This window comes from Pseudomonas sp. 7-41, assembly GCF_021233075.1.
GTDB lineage: Bacteria > Pseudomonadota > Gammaproteobacteria > Pseudomonadales > Pseudomonadaceae > Aquipseudomonas > Aquipseudomonas veronii.
This window is the reverse complement of the sequence record NZ_CP089551.1, coordinates 5,879,807-5,897,206: the sequence shown is the minus strand read 5'-3', so window position 1 is coordinate 5,897,206 and position 17,400 is coordinate 5,879,807. Positions and strand designations below refer to the sequence as shown.

The 17,400-nt window shown below is 59.7% G+C and carries 15 protein-coding genes; 11 read left to right on the top strand and 4 right to left on the bottom strand.

What is annotated here, in order from left to right:
- Positions 1 to 102: 102 nt before the first annotated feature.
- Positions 103 to 1,797, bottom strand: coding sequence for a lactate permease LctP family transporter (locus LQ249_RS26840; RefSeq protein WP_017847401.1), 1,695 nt, complete (start codon positions 1,795 to 1,797; stop codon positions 103 to 105).
- Between the two features lie 261 nt (positions 1,798 to 2,058).
- Between LQ249_RS26840 and LQ249_RS26835 the strand changes: the two genes are divergently transcribed.
- Complete coding sequence (locus tag LQ249_RS26835; protein ID WP_017847402.1) at positions 2,059 to 2,826, top strand: FCD domain-containing protein; 768 nt, start codon at positions 2,059 to 2,061, stop codon at positions 2,824 to 2,826.
- Between the two features lie 43 nt (positions 2,827 to 2,869).
- Here LQ249_RS26835 and smpB read toward each other — a convergent pair whose 3' ends face one another.
- Positions 2,870 to 3,352 carry an SsrA-binding protein SmpB gene (gene smpB / locus LQ249_RS26830; protein WP_017847403.1) on the bottom strand — a complete coding sequence of 161 codons (483 nt, stop codon included), beginning with the start codon at positions 3,350 to 3,352 and terminating at the stop codon, positions 2,870 to 2,872.
- Between the two features lie 168 nt (positions 3,353 to 3,520).
- On the opposite strand from smpB, the gene LQ249_RS26825 reads away from it, so the two are divergent.
- Together LQ249_RS26825 and LQ249_RS26820 are read left to right on the top strand one after the other, a co-directional pair.
- Positions 3,521 to 3,955 (top strand): type II toxin-antitoxin system RatA family toxin, encoded by a 435-nt coding sequence (locus tag LQ249_RS26825; protein ID WP_046382036.1) that lies wholly within the window; start codon positions 3,521 to 3,523, stop codon positions 3,953 to 3,955.
- Positions 3,948 to 4,250, top strand: a complete 303-nt coding sequence (locus LQ249_RS26820) for an RnfH family protein (protein WP_126588585.1) — start codon at positions 3,948 to 3,950, stop codon at positions 4,248 to 4,250. The genes LQ249_RS26825 and LQ249_RS26820 overlap by 8 nt, the downstream gene beginning before the upstream one ends.
- 62 nt (positions 4,251 to 4,312) lie before the next feature.
- On the opposite strand, the gene LQ249_RS26815 is transcribed toward LQ249_RS26820, so the two are convergent.
- Positions 4,313 to 4,840 (bottom strand): outer membrane protein assembly factor BamE, encoded by a 528-nt coding sequence (locus tag LQ249_RS26815; protein WP_046382038.1) that lies wholly within the window; start codon positions 4,838 to 4,840, stop codon positions 4,313 to 4,315.
- A gap of 98 nt (positions 4,841 to 4,938) precedes the next feature.
- Between LQ249_RS26815 and fur the strand changes: the two genes are divergently transcribed.
- Positions 4,939 to 5,343, top strand: a complete 405-nt coding sequence (gene fur, locus LQ249_RS26810) for a ferric iron uptake transcriptional regulator (protein WP_046385174.1) — start codon at positions 4,939 to 4,941, stop codon at positions 5,341 to 5,343.
- 89 nt (positions 5,344 to 5,432) lie between these two features.
- On the opposite strand, the gene recN is transcribed toward fur, so the two are convergent.
- On the bottom strand, positions 5,433 to 7,106 hold the full coding sequence (gene recN / locus LQ249_RS26805) for a DNA repair protein RecN (protein WP_046382039.1): 1,674 nt from the start codon (positions 7,104 to 7,106) through the stop codon (positions 5,433 to 5,435).
- Positions 7,107 to 7,360: 254 nt separating this feature from the next.
- Here recN and grpE point away from each other — a divergent pair, with 254 nt between their 5' ends.
- The 7 genes from grpE to greA all read left to right on the top strand — a co-directional run bounded on the left by grpE (position 7,361) and on the right by greA (position 17,394).
- On the top strand, positions 7,361 to 7,921 hold the full coding sequence (gene grpE / locus LQ249_RS26800; RefSeq protein ID WP_017847409.1) for a nucleotide exchange factor GrpE: 561 nt from the start codon (positions 7,361 to 7,363) through the stop codon (positions 7,919 to 7,921).
- Between the two features lie 102 nt (positions 7,922 to 8,023).
- Positions 8,024 to 9,940, top strand: coding sequence for a molecular chaperone DnaK (dnaK, locus tag LQ249_RS26795; protein WP_017847410.1), 1,917 nt, complete (start codon positions 8,024 to 8,026; stop codon positions 9,938 to 9,940).
- A gap of 316 nt (positions 9,941 to 10,256) precedes the next feature.
- Positions 10,257 to 11,381 (top strand): molecular chaperone DnaJ, encoded by a 1,125-nt coding sequence (dnaJ, locus tag LQ249_RS26790; RefSeq protein WP_057005459.1) that lies wholly within the window; start codon positions 10,257 to 10,259, stop codon positions 11,379 to 11,381.
- A 10-nt stretch (positions 11,382 to 11,391) separates the two neighbouring features.
- Entirely contained in the window at positions 11,392 to 12,198 is an 807-nt protein-coding gene (gene dapB / locus LQ249_RS26785) for a 4-hydroxy-tetrahydrodipicolinate reductase (protein ID WP_026140082.1), read from the top strand.
- A gap of 259 nt (positions 12,199 to 12,457) precedes the next feature.
- Positions 12,458 to 13,594: a glutamine-hydrolyzing carbamoyl-phosphate synthase small subunit gene (gene carA, locus LQ249_RS26780; protein WP_108525435.1), complete on the top strand. Its 1,137-nt coding sequence runs from the start codon at positions 12,458 to 12,460 to the stop codon at positions 13,592 to 13,594.
- A 105-nt stretch (positions 13,595 to 13,699) separates the two neighbouring features.
- Positions 13,700 to 16,921 carry a carbamoyl-phosphate synthase large subunit gene (carB, locus tag LQ249_RS26775; protein ID WP_017847414.1) on the top strand — a complete coding sequence of 1,074 codons (3,222 nt, stop codon included), beginning with the start codon at positions 13,700 to 13,702 and terminating at the stop codon, positions 16,919 to 16,921.
- Complete coding sequence (gene greA, locus LQ249_RS26770; protein WP_017847415.1) at positions 16,918 to 17,394, top strand: transcription elongation factor GreA; 477 nt, start codon at positions 16,918 to 16,920, stop codon at positions 17,392 to 17,394. The genes carB and greA overlap by 4 nt, the downstream gene beginning before the upstream one ends.
- The last annotated feature ends 6 nt before the right edge of the window (positions 17,395 to 17,400 follow it).

Genomic DNA, 17,400 nt, shown 5'->3' with positions numbered 1-17,400 from the left:
CCGTCAGGGCCGCAGCGTGTTCAGCGGCCCGGCAGAAGGGTTGTGGAGAGCTGACGCCGAAATCGCGGTTCGGCGTCGGTTATTGCGTGATTACCTGTGGTCTCAATGCACCAGCATGCCGGTGAACCAGTAGGCCTGGGCCAGTGTGATCAGCCCGACGATGGTGGCGAAAAACAGGCTGTGCTTGAGGGTGAAGCGGAACAGGTCGGATTCCTTGCCGACCAGGCCGGTAGCGGCGCAGGCCACAGCGATCGATTGCGGCGAAATCATCTTGCCGGTCACGCCGCCGCTGGTGTTTGCCGCGACCAGCAGGACGTCGTTGACACCGATCTGGTGGGCGGTGGTGGCTTGCAACGAGCTGAACAGGGCGTTGGACGAGGTGTCGGAGCCTGTCAGGAAAACCCCCAGCCAGCCGAGGAACGGCGAGAAGAACGGGAAGGCTGCGCCGGTGCCGGCCAGGACCAATGCCATGGTCGAGGACATGCCCGAGTAGTTGGTGACGAACGCGAATGCCAGCACCATGCCGATGGACAGGATCGGCCAGCGCAGTTCGTAGAAGGTCTCTTTTAAAGTGGTAAGACCAGTTTTGATGTCGATCTTCAATACCAGCATCGAGATCAGCGCGGAAAAGAAAATCGCAGTGCCGGTCGCTGAAATCGGGTCCAGTTTGAATACCGCGGGGATGGCCGTCGGGTTGGTCACGATAGGCGCAACCTTGACCACCAGTTGGTCCAGGTGCGGGATCGCAAAGTTGAACACCCAGCTGTACATCGAGCCGCCTGCGGCGAACATCGCCTTGAAGGGCTTGAGGGTCCAGATGGTCACCAGCACAGTCAGGATCAGGAACGGCGACCAGGCTTTGAAGATTCGCCCCAGGCTGTAGGGCGAAGCGACAGTGCTGCGTGGCAGGCCGAAGCCGCCGGCGCTGGCGGTGATCGTTGCGCTGGAGGTCGCACCGGCAATCTGCGCGCCGGCGGTGCGCTTGGGTTGCCAGATTTTCAGGAACAGAGTCAAGGAAACCAGGCTGGCCAGGGCCGAGGTGATGTCCGGCAGTTCCGGGCCGATGAAGTTGGAGGTGAAGTATTGGGTGATGGCAAAGCTCAAGCCTGCCACCAAGGCGGCCGGCCAGGTTTCGCGCACGCCGCGCAGGCCGTCCATCATGAACACCAGCCAGAACGGAACGAACAGCGACAGCAGTGGCAATTGGCGACCAGTCATGGCGCCGATCTTGAACGCGTCGATGCCGGTCACTTGCCCGGCGACGATGATCGGAATCCCGAGGGCACCGAAGGCGACGGGCGCGGTGTTGGCGATCAGGCACAGGCCGGCGGCGTACAGCGGGTTGAAGCCCAGGCCGACCAGCAGCGCGGCGGTAATCGCCACAGGAGCACCGAAGCCGGCGGCACCTTCCAGGAAGGCGCCGAAGCAGAAGCCGATCAGCAGGACCTGCAGGCGTTGGTCGTCGGTGATCGACAGTACCGAGCTGCGGATGATCTCGAACTGGCCGCTCTTGACTGTCAGTTTGTAGAGGAATACCGCAGCGACGATGATCCAGGCGATGGGCCACAGGCCGTAGGCAAAGCCATAGCCGGCAGCGGCCAGTGCCATGTCTACCGGCATCTGGAAGGCAAAGATCGCCACCAGGATCGACAGCGCCAGCGTGATGCTGCCGGCGACGTGGCCTTTAAGGCGAAACACGGCCAGAGCCAGGAAGAAAAATACGATTGGAATAACGGCGGCCAGTGCGGACAGGCCGAGGCTGCCGAGCGGGCTGTAGAGCTGTTGCCAGGTTTGCATATGGGGTGGCCCCTAATTGTTGTTGGTCAGGCACATTTTAGTCGGCTTGGATAATTGGTAATACCAATTTACAGCCGCTGTTGGCTAGAGTAAAAGCCTAGGCAGGGATGTGTCAATTTGCCGCCTGCGAAACTTTGGTCTTAAGCGGGAGGGCGGGCGCTCTGATCGCATCAATCGAAGATGTTCTGATGGGTGCTGCAAGCGTTGCGATAGGCCAGAATAGAGGCCCCGGCGAGTGGTCGGGATCGTGGAGAGAGAGTTATGGGGTTTGATCAGGTGCGTCAGCGCCGTTTGTCTGACGATATTGTCGAGCAGCTTGAGGGCATGATCCTTGAGGGCACGCTGAAATCGGGCGAGCGCTTGCCGGCCGAGCGCGCGTTGGCTGAAAAGTTCGGCGTTTCGCGCCCCTCGCTGCGTGAGGCGATCCAGAAACTGGCGGCCAAGGGGTTGCTGGTCAGTCGCCAGGGCGGTGGCAATTATGTGTCTGATTCGTTGGGCTCGACGTTCAGCGATCCGTTGTTGCACCTGCTGGAAAACAATCCCGAGGCGCAGCGTGATTTGCTGGAGTTTCGCCAAACCCTCGAAGCGTCCTGTGCCTATTACGCGGCATTGCGCGCTACCGAAGTCGACCGTGAGCGGCTGACGGCGGCCTTTGAAGCGCTACAGGATTGTTACGCGCGCGACGATAAGGTCAGCCGCGCAGAGGAGGGGGCCGCGGATGCGCGGTTTCACTTGGCCATTGCCGAGGCCAGCCACAATGCTGTGCTGTTGCACACCATCCGCGGGTTGTTCGACCTGCTCAAGCGGAACGTGGTGACCAACATTGGCGGCATGTACCAGCAGCGCACGGAAACCCGCGATATGCTGATCAGTCAGCACCGGGACTTGTACCTGGCGATCATCGAGGGGCGGGCCGAGCAAGCGCGGGAAGTCTCAACACGTCACCTGTTGTATGTGCAGGAGGTGTTGGAGGAGGTACGTCAGGAAGTTCAGCGCGTGGCCCGGGCGGCGCGGCGCAAGGGCATGTAGCCAGGGGCGAAGCGCCCTAGGCTAGGCTACAGCGGCGCAAGGATTATTCTTCCTTGCCCTTGTTGCGCACGGCGCGATGCAGTTCACGGTCGGAATCGCGCTCGCGCTCGGTGTCACGCTTGTCGTATTCCTTCTTGCCTTTGCCCAGTGCGATCTCGCACTTGACCAGATGCTTGCTCCAATACCAGGACAGGCAGACGCAGGCATAGCCTTTCTGCTGTACGGCAGCGGCGAGCTTGTCCAGTTCGCGGGCATTGAGCAGCAGCTTGCGCGTGCGTACCGGGTCGGCAATCACGTGCGTGCTCGCGGTGGTCAGCGGGGTGATATGACTGCCGAGCAGCCATGCCTCGCCATCCTTGAGCAGCACATAGCTGTCGACCAGTTGCAGCTTGCTGGCACGCAGACTTTTTACTTCCCAGCCGGCCAGGACCAGACCAGCCTCGAACCGATGTTCGATGAAGTAATCGTGTCGCGCTTTTTTATTCTGCGCGATGGTCCCTGTGGGGTGTTTCTTTTGTTTAGCCATAGGGGCGGCATTATAGGGCGTTGCGAGCGTGTCGGCTACGGTCAACCTGCGTGCTTGAGCGTGTTGGACGAATCCCGGACAATACCGGCAGTTCTTTGGTTTTTTTCTCTCGCGGATCGGGTTGTTCTTTCGCGATGTTTGCCGCTCAGCTGTGGAAATAACGCTCACATGACGACGCATATTCAACGTTCGGCCCTGCTGCCCTATCCGGCCCAGGTGCTTTATGACCTGGTCAACGACGTGGCGCGTTACCCGGAATTCCTGCCTTGGTGCTCGACCGCCGAGGTGCTGGAAGGCAGTGATGAGCACATGGTTGCCAGTGTCGGGGTGGCCAAGGGGGGGCTCAGCCAGCACTTTGTGACACGCAATGTCCTGGTGCCGGGCAAGTCCATTGAAATGAATCTGCAGGAAGGGCCGTTTACCCAATTGCATGGTGTCTGGGTGTTCAAGGCGTTGACCGAGAAAGCCTGCAAGATCAGCCTGGATCTGTCCTTCGATTATGCGGGGCCCATTGTGCGGGCGACGTTGGGGCCTTTGTTCAATCAGGCGGCCAATACCCTGGTCGACGCATTCTGTCAGCGAGCCAAGCAACTGCATGGTTGAGATTGAAGTGGTGTATGCCGGCGTGGATCGCCAGGTGTTGGTGGCGGTCGCGGTGCCAGCGGGTACGAGCCTGCGGGCTGCGGTGCAGGCGTCGGGGATTGCTACGCACTTTCCTGAGGTGAACCTTGCTGATTGCCCGTTGGGGGTATTCGGTAAGGCAGTGGTCGACCCCGATACCTGCACCGTGCAGTCAGGTGATCGTATCGAGATTTACCGCCCGCTGCTGGCCGACCCCAAAGAAGTGCGGCGGCTGCGTGCGGCCAAGGCGGCGTTGGTCAAGCAACAGCGTTCATAGGCCGGCGAATCTGCAGGCAACAAAAAGCCCGGCATGCCGGGCTTTTATCGAGCGCCGCAAACTTACTGCGGGCTGGTGTCCAGAGGCTGTGGCGTCGGGACTGGAACTGTTTGTACGCGGTCGACGTCTTTCTGGATCTTGTCGAGCAATGAGCCAGGCTTGGCCGGTACTTCGGATTTCGGCTTCTCGGCTTCCTGCGCAGGCGCAGTCACGTTGGTGCCGTTATCCTTGCCCAGCAAGGCTTCATCGCGGCTTACGCCGGGCATGAAATCGCCGGACAGGCTGACCAGTTGATCATTGCCATTGAAGATGACGCTGACGCGCTCCTGTTGGCGTTCACCGCCCCCAGGCTGGATGCTGTAGAGATAATCCCAGCGATCGGCGTGGAAAGTGTCAGTCAGCAGGGGGTTGCCCATAATAAACCGTACTTGCCGTCGGGTCATTCCCGGGCGTAACTGGTCTATCATGTCCTGCGTGACGACATTGCCCTGCTGGATGTCGATTTTGTAAACCCCGGGGAATGAACAACCGGCGAGTGCGAGCAGTCCCACAAAGGTGAAACTGGTTAGCAAGAGCTTGGTGTTTTGCATCGGTGGGCGACTTCCACTATCTTGGCTGGGACAACGTAAACGCCGATCATACCCGTATTAAGAGAAGCTGCGAAGCAGCATCCGCGAGAAAGCTAACCATGGTTGAAAATAGCGAACTACGCAAAGCCGGTCTTAAAGTGACTCTGCCACGCGTCAAGATTCTACAAATGCTCGATTCTGCTGAGCAGCGCCACATGAGTGCCGAGGATGTTTACAAGGCGCTGATGGAGTCCAATGAGGACGTTGGCCTGGCCACGGTTTACCGCGTGCTGACCCAGTTTGAAGCCGCGGGGCTGGTGGTTCGTCATAATTTCGACGGCGGTCACGCAGTGTTCGAATTGGCTGATGGTGGTCATCACGACCACATGGTCGACGTGGACACTGGTGAGGTTATCGAATTCACCAACCCGGAAATCGAGCGGTTGCAGAAGGCAATTGCCGAGGAGCATGGCTACGAGTTGTCGGACCACAATTTGGTTCTTTACGTACGTAAGAAAAAGTAAAAATCGACGCAGATTCGCTCTGCGGAACGATTGAAGGCGACCCCCGGGTCGCCTTCGTGCTTTCTACAGAGAGAAAATTGCCGGTTCGGTCAGGCCTTCGCCGCCACCACCATTTTCTTCGCGTGGGCCAGGGACTCCTTGGTCAGGTCGATGCCGCCGAGCATGCGCGCGACTTCCTCCACGCGTTCCGACTTGTTCAGCTTGGACACCGCCGTGTGCGTCGCATCGCTGCCCCGTACTTTGTGTACAAACAAATGCTGATGCCCTTGGGCGGCTACTTGCGGTAAGTGGGTAACCGTCAGCACCTGGCCGCGATCCCCCAGGCGACGCAGCAGTTGGCCGACAATTTCTGCGGTCGGGCCACCAATGCCAACGTCTACCTCGTCAAAGACCAGCGTCGGAACCCGTGAGGTTTGGGCGGTGATCACCTGAATCGCCAGGCTGATCCGCGATAGTTCGCCCCCGGAGGCGACTTTTGCCAGCGCTTTGAGCGGCTGCCCTGGGTTGGCGCTGACCAGCAGTTCTACCTGTTCCAGGCCGTGGGGCTGCAGTTCGGCGCTGGTATTGCTGTGCAGTTCGATGGTGAAGCGGCCGCCGGGCATGCCGAGGCGCTGGATTTCCTGCTCGACCGCGCTGGCCAGGCTCGTGGCGGCTTGATGGCGCAGATCGCTCAGTTCGCGGGCCTTCTCTTGGTAATGGCGGGCGAAAGAAGCCAGCTCGTCGCCCAGGCGCTCAATGGACTCGTCATTCGCGTTCAGGGTTTCGATTTCATCCAGCAGCTTCTGCTGCATCGTTGCCACTTCAGTCGGCTGGATCCGATGTTTGCGCGCCAGGGTGTAGATGGTGTCCAGGCGTTCTTCTATTTCCTGCAGGCGTGCCGGGTCGGCGTCGAAGTGATCGAGGAAACGGTTCAGTTCGCCTACGGCTTCTTCTACCTGGATTTGCGCACTGGTCAGCAAGGTCGTGGCTTCATTCAGCGAGCCGGACGCATTGTTCACGCTGGACAGCCGATTGAGGCTGACGGTCAGTGCATTGAGCACATTGCCCGAGTCGCTCTCGCTGCATTGCTCCACCACCTGGCGGCAAATACCCAGCAGGGTTTCGGCGTTGGTGAGGTTCTTGTGTTCCTGCTCAAGCTGTTCCAGCTCACTTTCGCCGAGGCCAAGGCTTTCCAGCTCTTCGAGTTGATAGCTGAGCAATTGGTGGCGTGCGCGTTGCTCGTCGCCGGAATTGGAGAGGCGCTCCAGTTCCAGGCGGGTCTGGCGCCAACGTTGGGCGGCGAGCTGGACCTGGCGGGCGAGGTCGGTGGCGCCGGCGTATTCATCGAGCAGGCGGCGATGGGTGTCGGTTTTGAGCAGGGATTGGTGTTCGTGCTGGCTGTGGATATCGATCAGCAGCTCGCCCAGGGCCTTCAAGTCACCCAGCGGGCAGGGCGTGCCGTTGATGTAGCCACGGGAGCGGCCTTCGGCGGTGATGACCCGGCGCAGGATGCACGGCCCTTCATTATTAAGGTCGCGCTCGGCAAGCCAGGCTTCGGCTTCGGGGATGTCCGCCAGGTCGAAGGTCGCCAGGATGTCGGCCTTGTCTGCGCCGGGGCGTACCACGCCACTGTCGGCGCGGTCGCCCAGGGTCAGGCCGAGGGCGTCGAGCATGATCGACTTGCCGGCGCCGGTTTCGCCTGTGATTACGCTCATCCCGCGATCCAGTTCGAGATCCAGATGTTCAACGATGGCGTAGTTATGTACGGACAGGTGCACGAGCATGACGGCCGCTCCCAGGCTTTAGGTCTGGTTATTTATACAGTGTTTTGTTCCGGGCTGACAATCCTGGCGCTTAGCTCGATTTGCTTGCTTCGATGTTTTTTTTAGTGCGAAGAGGAATGAATGGGTCGGAATTGATCTGGATCAGATGAAAGACTTTTGGTGACGCCCGCACCCTTGAACCTGGAAATTGTGGCCCCATATACCGGAACAGAAGCGCGAGTTGAATTCGCGCATGATTTTGAAAGGAGAAATCTATGGCTGACGAACAGACGCAGGATACGCAAACTCCAGACGCCAATTCGGCTGCCGGTGATGAGCTGGCGACTCGTGTGCAAGTGCTCGAAGAGCAATTGGCCGCTGCGCAGGATCAATCTTTGCGTGTTGCCGCCGATCTGCAGAACGTCCGCCGCCGTGCCGAGCAGGATGTAGAAAAGGCCCACAAGTTCGCGCTGGAAAAATTCGCCGGTGATCTGTTGCCGATCATCGACAGCCTGGAGCGCGGCCTTGAGTTGTCCAACCCGGATGACGAAAACATCCGCCCGATGCGTGAAGGTATCGAGCTGACCCTGAAAATGTTCCAGGACACCCTGAAGCGTTATCAGTTGGAGGCTGTCGATCCGCAAGGCGGCGAGCCGTTCAACGCCGAGCATCACCAGGCCATGGCGATGCAGGAAAGTCATGACCTTGAGCCAAACAGCGTGTTGAAAGTATTCCAGAAGGGATACCAGCTCAACGGTCGCCTGCTGCGTCCGGCAATGGTCGTGGTCAGCAAGGCGCCTGCACCGGTTTCACCTTCGATTGATGAGCAGGCTTGAAATACGCCGCAAGGCCCCCATTTATAAGTCAAGCGTTTAAGTGCTACCGCAGTTAGCCACCACTGCTGCGGCATCCAAATTCAAGTTTCGGGAGAGTAAATCATGGGCAAAATTATCGGTATCGACCTGGGGACCACCAACTCCTGCGTCTCCGTGCTGGAAAACGGCGTTGCAAAAGTCATCGAAAACGCCGAAGGCGCGCGTACTACGCCGTCGATCATTGCTTACGCCAACGACGGCGAAATCCTCGTCGGTCAGTCGGCCAAGCGTCAGGCGGTGACCAACCCGCACAACACCCTGTACGCGGTGAAGCGTCTGATCGGGCGTAAGTTCGAGGAAGAAGTCGTACAGAAAGACATCAAGATGGTCCCTTACAAAATCGCCAAGGCTGACAACGGTGACGCCTGGGTTGAAGTGAACGGCCAGAAAATGTCGCCGCCACAGATCTCGGCTGAAATCTTGAAAAAGATGAAGAAAACCGCCGAAGACTACCTCGGTGAAGCGGTGACTGAAGCGGTGATCACCGTTCCGGCCTACTTCAACGACAGCCAGCGCCAGGCGACCAAAGACGCCGGCCGCATCGCGGGCCTGGACGTAAAACGTATCATCAACGAACCAACCGCAGCCGCTCTGGCCTACGGCATGGACAAAGCCAAGGGCGACCACACTGTCATCGTTTATGACCTGGGTGGCGGTACCTTCGACGTGTCCGTGATCGAAATCGCGGAAGTTGACGGCGAGCACCAGTTCGAAGTGTTGGCCACCAACGGCGACACCTTCCTGGGTGGTGAAGACTTCGACATCCGTCTGATCGACTACCTCGTTGACGAGTTCAAGAAAGAAAGCGGCATGAACCTCAAGGGTGACCCGCTGGCCATGCAGCGTCTGAAAGAAGCTGCCGAGAAAGCCAAGATCGAGCTGTCTTCGGCTCAGTCGACCGACGTTAACCTGCCGTACATCACTGCAGACGCTACCGGTCCTAAGCACTTGAACGTGAAGATCTCGCGCGCCAAGCTGGAAGCGCTGGTTGAAGACCTGGTTCAGCGCACCATCGAACCTTGCCGCATCGCGCTGAAAGACTCCGGCATCGAAGTGAGTGCGATCAACGACGTGATCCTGGTCGGCGGTCAGACCCGCATGCCACTGGTTCAGAAGTTGGTGACCGAGTTCTTCGGCAAAGAAGCACGTAAAGACGTGAACCCGGACGAAGCTGTTGCCATGGGTGCTGCCATCCAGGGTGCGGTACTGGCCGGCGACGTGAAAGACGTATTGCTGCTGGACGTCAGCCCGCTGACCCTGGGTATCGAAACCATGGGTGGCGTGATGACTGCGCTGATCGAGAAAAACACCACGATTCCTACCAAGAAATCGCAAGTGTTCTCGACGGCCGATGACAACCAGGGCGCCGTGACCATTCACGTGCTGCAAGGTGAGCGTAAGCAAGCGGCGCAGAACAAGTCCCTGGGCAAGTTCGACCTGGCCGAGATTCCACCAGCACCACGTGGCGTGCCACAAATCGAAGTGACCTTCGACATCGACGCCAACGGCATCTTGCACGTAGGCGCCAAAGACAAGGCTACTGGCAAAGAGCAGAAGATCACCATCAAGGCCAACTCTGGTCTGTCTGATGAAGAAATTCAGCAGATGATTCGTGATGCGGAAACCAATGCCGAGGCTGACAAGAAGTTCGAAGAGTTGGCGGCTGCCCGTAACCAGGGCGATGCACTGGTTCACTCGACGCGCAAAATGATCGCTGAAGCTGGCGACAAAGTGACTGCCGAAGAGAAGACCGCAATCGAAGCGGCCTTGGTTGCCCTGGAAGCCGCAGTTAAAGGCGACGACAAGGCGGCCATCGAAGCCAAGGTTGAGGAACTGTCGAAGGTCTCCGCGCCGGTTGCTCAGAAAATGTACGCCGAGCAAGGTCAGCCAGCTGACGGTGCTGCGCATCAGGCAGAGCCTGAAGCCAAGCACGATGATGTTGTCGATGCCGAGTTCGAAGAAGTCAAAGAGCAGAAGTAATCTGCTTGGCCGGTTGACCGCTATCAAGCGGTGACTGGTAGGATGTCGCCGCGCGGGAGCTTGCTCCCGCGTTGGCGTGTCTGGGGTATGCGAATTTTTACAGCATGCGACAAGGCTCGGATGCTGGCGGTGTGATCGGGAATGCTCCTGCTTTCCGGCGACAGTCACCGCGTTTTTGGCCGGGTCCCTGGCTGAAAGCTGTTATGACCAGGATCGTTGAATTGACGTGAGTTGGGTCCGGGCCTGTATTGGGGCTCAACGAGTTCGGCAAGGCTCAGGAGGGTCTGGCTGAACGTCCTTAAGAGTGCAAAGACTTATGGCAAAGCGTGACTATTACGAAGTATTGGGTGTGGAGCGCGGTTCCAGCGAGGCGGACCTGAAGAAGGCTTACCGTCGCCTGGCGATGAAGCACCACCCGGACCGTAATCCGGATAACAAAGAATCCGAAGAAATGTTCAAAGAGGCCAACGAGGCCTACGAATGCCTGTGTGATCCCAACAAGCGTGCGGCCTACGACCAGTACGGTCACGCCGGCGTCGACCCGAGCATGGGTGGCGGCGGTGCCGGCTTCGGCGGCCAGAACTTCTCCGATATTTTCGGCGATGTGTTCAGCGACTTCTTCGGCGGTGGCCGCGGTGGTCAGCGTGGCGGTGCCCAGCGCGGCAGCGACCTGCGCTACACCCTGGAACTGAACCTGGAAGAAGCCGTGCGCGGCACCAGCGTCAATATCCGCGTGCCGACGCTGGTCAACTGCAAGCCGTGCGATGGTTCGGGGGCCAAGAAAGGCTCCTCGCCGATCACTTGCCCGACCTGCGGTGGTATCGGTCAGGTCCGCATGCAGCAGGGCTTCTTCTCGGTGCAGCAAACCTGCCCGCGGTGCCAAGGCCAAGGCAAGATCATTTCTGACCCGTGCGATTCCTGCCACGGTGAAGGGCGTGTCGAAGAGTACAAAACCCTGTCGGTCAAAGTGCCGGCGGGCGTGGATACCGGTGACCGCATTCGCCTGTCGGGCGAAGGCGAGGCGGGGACTCAGGGTGGCCCGACGGGTGACCTGTATGTGGTGATCAATGTGCGCGAGCACTCGATCTTCCAGCGCGACGGCAAACACCTGTTCTGCGAAGTGCCGATCAGCTTCGTCGACGCGGCCCTGGGCGGCGAGCTGGAGATTCCGACTCTGGATGGTCGGGTCAAGCTCAAGATCCCTGAGGGGACGCAGACCGGCAAGCAGTTCCGTATCCGTGGCAAAGGCGTGGCGCCGGTGCGTGGTGGCGGTGCGGGCGACCTGATGTGCCGTGTCACGGTGGAAACGCCGGTCAACCTGGGCCGTCGCCAACGCGAGTTGCTCGAAGAGTTCCGGAGTTCGCTGGAAGGTGACGACTCCCACTCGCCGAAAACCACGGGCTTCTTCGATGGCGTGAAGCGCTTCTTCGGCGACTTGTAAGGAATTGAGTATGCGACGTATAGCCGTAATGGGCGCTGCCGGGCGCATGGGTAAAACCCTGATCGAAGCGGTACAGCAGCGCTCGCCGGCCTCCGGCCTGACCGCGGCGATCGTTCGCCCAGGCAGTACGCTGATCGGCGCCGATGCCGGTGAGCTGGCTTCGCTGGGGCGTATCGGGGTGTCGTTGTCCGGCAACCTGGAGCAGGTGGCGGACGAGTTCGACGTGCTGATCGACTTTACGCTGCCGGACGTGATGCTGAAAAACCTGGCGTTCTGCCGCAAGGCGGGCAAGGCCATGGTGATCGGCACCACCGGCTTGAGCGCTGAGCAGAAGCAGTTGCTGGTCGAGGCGGGCAAGGATATTCCCATCGTGTTTGCCGCCAACTTCAGCGTGGGCGTGAACCTGTCGCTCAAGCTGCTGGATCTGGCGGCGCGCGTGCTGGGCGATGAGGCGGATATCGAAATCATCGAGACCCATCATCGCCACAAGATCGATGCGCCGTCGGGAACCGCGTTGCGCATGGGTGAGGCTATCGCCGATGCCCTGGGTCGCGACTTGTCGAAGGTGGCGGTGTACGGGCGTGAAGGTCATACCGGCGCGCGTGCGCGTGACACCATTGGTTTTGCCACCGTTCGTGGTGGCGACGTCGTCGGTGATCACACCGTGCTGTTCGCCACTGAAGGCGAGCGCCTGGAAATCACGCACAAAGCCTCCAGCCGCATGACATTCGCCAAGGGTGCGGTGCGTGCCGCGCTGTGGCTGGATGGGCGTGCGCCGGGTCTGTATGACATGCGCGATGTGCTGGATCTGCACTAATCAGTAGCTAAAATGGGGCCTCGGGATTATCCTAAGGCCCCGTTTTTACCCGCTAAGCGACGTCCTGTCGCATTCTCCTGCCTTTAAGGCTCATTAGCGGTGGACCAAAACAGCCTTTTTCTGTAAGCTACAGCTTTAGTGTGTCCACTAAAAGCGCGCAGAATAATTCAGTGAAGAAGCGGGGTGACGTGTCCATACGTCACTCCGCTTTTTTACAACCTGCGATCGCCCTTTCAGGCTTTATTTACGGGAGGTCTTCTTGACTAAGCCAGCCATACTCGCCCTTGCTGATGGCAGCATTTTTCGCGGCGAAGCCATTGGAGCCGACGGTCAAACCGTTGGAGAGGTGGTGTTTAACACTGCCATGACCGGCTATCAGGAAATCCTTACCGATCCTTCCTACGCCCAACAGATCGTTACCCTGACTTATCCGCACATCGGCAACACCGGTACTACGCCGCAAGACGTCGAGTCCAATCGCGTCTGGTCCGCGGGCCTGGTGATTCGTGACCTGCCACTGGTTGCGAGCAACTGGCGTAGCACGATGTCGCTGTCCGATTACCTGAAAGCCAACAACGTTGTGGCGATCGCCGGTATCGATACGCGCCGCCTGACACGCATCCTGCGTGAAAAAGGCTCGCAGAACGGCTGCATCATGGTCGGTGAGAATATCTCCGAGGCTGCGGCAATTGCTGCGGCGCAAGGCTTCCCTGGCCTGAAGGGCATGGACCTGGCGAAAGTCGTCAGCACCCAGCAACAGTACGATTGGCGCTCCACTGTCTGGGACTTGAAGACCGACAGCCACGAGACCATCGACGCTGCTGATCTGCCCTACCACGTAGTGGCTTACGACTACGGCATCAAGTACAACATCCTGCGCATGCTGGTCGAGCGCGGTTGCCGCGTGACCGTGGTGCCGGCGCAAACCCCTGCCAGCGACGTCCTGGCGTTGCAGCCGGACGGCGTGTTCCTGTCCAACGGCCCGGGTGACCCTGAGCCATGCGACTACGCCATCAAGGCGATCAAGGACGTGCTGGAGACCGAGATCCCGGTGTTCGGTATCTGCCTGGGCCACCAACTGCTCGCTCTGGCCTCCGGCGCCAAGACCCTGAAAATGGGGCACGGCCACCACGGCGCGAACCACCCTGTACAGGACCTGGACACCGGCGTAGTGATGATCACCAGCCAGAACCACGGTTTTGCGGTGGATGAAACGACCTTGCCGGCCAACGTCCGTGCGACCCACAAGTCGCTGTTCGACGGTTCCCTGCAAGGCATCGAGCGCACCGACAAGAGCGCGTTCAGCTTCCAGGGCCACCCTGAAGCCAGCCCGGGCCCGAACGACGTAGCGCCGCTGTTCGACCGTTTCATCAATGAGATGGCCAAGCGACGCTGACTGAGCGGCCTGCGGGCGGCCCCGACTGTCGGTGGCCCCCGCAGGCTCTTCAAAGATTGTTCAAGACGGCTTGCCGACTGACCTGCGGATTTGAGTGACAAACCCATGCCAAAACGTACAGACATAAAAAGCATCCTGATTCTCGGCGCTGGCCCGATCGTGATCGGCCAGGCCTGCGAATTCGACTACTCCGGCGCCCAGGCCTGTAAAGCCCTGCGCGAGGAGGGTTACCGCGTCATCCTGGTGAACTCCAACCCGGCCACCATCATGACCGACCCGGCCATGGCCGACGCCACCTACATCGAGCCGATCAAGTGGCAGACCGTTGCCAAGATCATCGAGAAAGAGCGTCCGGACGCGCTGCTGCCGACCATGGGCGGCCAGACCGCCCTGAACTGCGCCCTCGACCTGGAGCGCGAAGGCATCCTGGAAAAATTCGGCGTTGAGATGATCGGTGCCAACGCCGACACCATCGACAAGGCCGAAGACCGTTCGCGCTTCGACAAGGCGATGAAATCCATCGGCCTGGCGTGCCCGCGTTCCGGTATCGCCCACAGCATGGAAGAAGCCAATGCGGTCCTCGAGACCCTGGGCTTCCCGTGCATCATCCGTCCGTCCTTCACCATGGGCGGTACCGGTGGCGGTATTGCGTACAACCGTGAAGAGTTCGAAGAAATCTGCGCCCGCGGCCTGGACCTGTCGCCGACCAAAGAGCTGCTGATCGACGAATCCCTGATCGGCTGGAAAGAATATGAGATGGAGGTTGTCCGCGATAAGAAGGACAACTGCATCATCGTCTGCTCCATCGAGAACTTCGACCCGATGGGCGTGCACACCGGTGACTCGATCACCGTTGCTCCGGCACAGACCCTGACCGACAAGGAATACCAGATCCTGCGTGACGCCTCCCTGGCGGTACTGCGCGAGATCGGCGTGGAGACTGGCGGTTCCAACGTGCAGTTCGGTATCTGCCCGAACACCGGCCGCATGGTCGTGATCGAGATGAACCCGCGTGTGTCCCGTTCGTCGGCCCTGGCCTCGAAAGCCACCGGTTTCCCGATCGCCAAGGTCGCGGCCAAGCTGGCTGTGGGTTACACCCTGGACGAACTGTCGAACGACATCACTGGCGGCAAGACCCCGGCGTCCTTCGAGCCGTCCATCGACTACGTCGTGACCAAGCTGCCACGTTTCGCCTTCGAGAAGTTCCCCAAGGCTGACGCGCGCCTGACCACCCAGATGAAGTCGGTCGGCGAAGTCATGGCCATTGGCCGGACCTTCCAGGAATCCCTGCAGAAAGCCCTGCGCGGCCTCGAAGTCGGCGTTTGCGGCCTGGACGAGAAGCTCGACCTGAGCAATCCGGAAAGCATGAGCGTGCTCAAGCGCGAGCTGACCGTGCCGGGCGCCGAGCGTATCTGGTACGTCGCTGACGCGTTCCGCGCCGGCATGACCGTCGAAGACATCTTCGGCATGAACATGATCGATCCGTGGTTCCTGGTGCAGATCGAAGATCTGATCAAGGAAGAAGAGAAGGTCAAGACCCTGGGTCTGGCCAGCATCGACCGCGACACCATGTTCCGCCTCAAGCGCAAAGGTTTCTCCGACCAGCGCCTGGCCAAGTTGCTGGGTGTGACTGAGAAAAACCTGCGCACTCATCGCCACAAGTTGGACATCTTCCCGGTCTACAAGCGCGTTGACACCTGCGCCGCCGAGTTTTCCACCGACACCGCCTACCTGTACTCCACCTACGAGGAAGAGTGCGAAGCTGCGCCGTCGGGTCGCGACAAGATCATGATCCTGGGTGGCGGTCCGAACCGTATCGGCCAAGGCATCGAGTTCGACTACTGCTGCGTACACGCCGCCCTCGCCCTGCGCGAAGACGGGTACGAGACCATCATGGTCAACTGCAACCCGGAAACCGTTTCCACCGACTACGACACTTCCGACCGCCTGTACTTCGAGCCGGTCACCCTGGAAGACGTGCTGGAAATCGTGCGCGTCGAGAAGCCTAAAGGCGTGATCGTCCAGTACGGCGGCCAAACCCCGCTGAAACTGGCCCGTGCCCTGGAAGCCGCCGGCGTGCCGATCATCGGCACCAGCCCGGACGCCATCGACCGTGCCGAAGACCGTGAGCGCTTCCAGCAAATGGTCGAGCGCCTGAACCTGCGTCAGCCGCCGAACGCTACCGTGCGCAGCGAAGACGAAGCCCTGCGTGCGGCCAGCAAGATCGGCTACCCGCTGGTGGTGCGTCCGTCCTACGTACTGGGCGGCCGGGCGATGGAAATCGTCTACGAAGAAGAAGAACTCAAGCGTTACCTGCGTGATGCGGTGAAAGTGTCCAACGACAGCCCGGTGCTGCTGGACCACTTCCTCAACTGCGCCATCGAGATGGACGTGGATGCGGTTTGCGACGGTACTGACGTGGTCATCGGCGCAATCATGCAGCACATCGAACAGGCGGGCGTTCACTCCGGTGACTCCGCGTGCTCGCTGCCGCCTTACTCGCTGCCGCTGCACATCCAGGACGAGATGCGCGAACAGGTCAAGAAAATGGCCCTGGAACTGGGAGTGGTCGGCCTGATGAACGTACAGTTGGCGCTGCAAGGCGAAGACATCTACGTCATCGAAGTCAACCCGCGCGCCTCGCGTACCGTGCCGTTCGTGTCCAAGTGCATCGGTGTGTCCCTGGCCATGATCGCTGCCCGCGTGATGGCCGGTAAGACCCTGAAGGAAATCGGCTTTACCAAAGAAATCATTCCGAACTTCTACAGCGTGAAAGAGGCGGTGTTCCCATTCGCCAAATTCCCTGGCGTGGACCCGATCCTGGGCCCAGAGATGAAGTCCACCGGTGAAGTGATGGGCGTGGGCGATACCTTCGGTGAAGCGTTCGCCAAGGCCCAGATGGGCGCCAGCGAAGTGCTGCCGACCGGCGGTACTGCTTTCATCAGCGTGCGCGACGATGACAAGCCGCTGGTTGCAGGCGTGGCCCGTGATCTGATCAACTTGGGCTTCGAGATCGTGGCCACCGCCGGGACCGCCAGGCTGATTGAAGCGGCGGGTCTGAAAGTGCGTCGCGTGAACAAGGTGACGGAAGGCCGTCCGCATGTGGTCGATATGATCAAGAATGACGAAGTCACTCTGATCATCAACACCACTGAGGGTCGTCAGTCGATTGCGGATTCTTACTCCATTCGTCGTAATGCCTTGCAGCACAAGATCTACTGCACCACGACCATTGCTGCTGGCGAAGCTATCTGCGAAGCGCTCAAGTTCGGTCCGGAAAAGACCGTGCGTCGCTTGCAGGATCTACACGCAGGATTGAAGGCATGATCAAATACCCAATGACCGTTCGGGGCGCCAAGGCCCTGGAAGAGGAGCACGCCCATCTGACCAAGGTCGTACGTCCAAAGCTGAGCCAGGACATCGGTACGGCCCGCGAGCTGGGTGACTTGAAGGAAAACGCCGAATACCACGCTGCCCGCGAGCAGCAGGGTATGGTCGAGGCGCGGATCCGTGACATCGAAGGCCGTATGCAGAATGCGGTCATCATCGACGTCACGACCATCCCGCACACCGGCAAAGTGATTTTCGGCACCACGGTGGAAATCGCCAATGTCGAAACCGACGAAAGCGTGGTGTACCACATCGTCGGTGAGGACGAAGCTGACTTCAAACTCGGCAAGATCTCCGTCGGTTCGCCACTCGCCCGTGCCTTGATTGCCAAGGAAGAGGGTGATGTGGTGGTTGTGAAAACGCCCGGTGGCGTGATCGAGTACGAGATTGTTGAAGTTCGCCATGTCTGAAAGGCG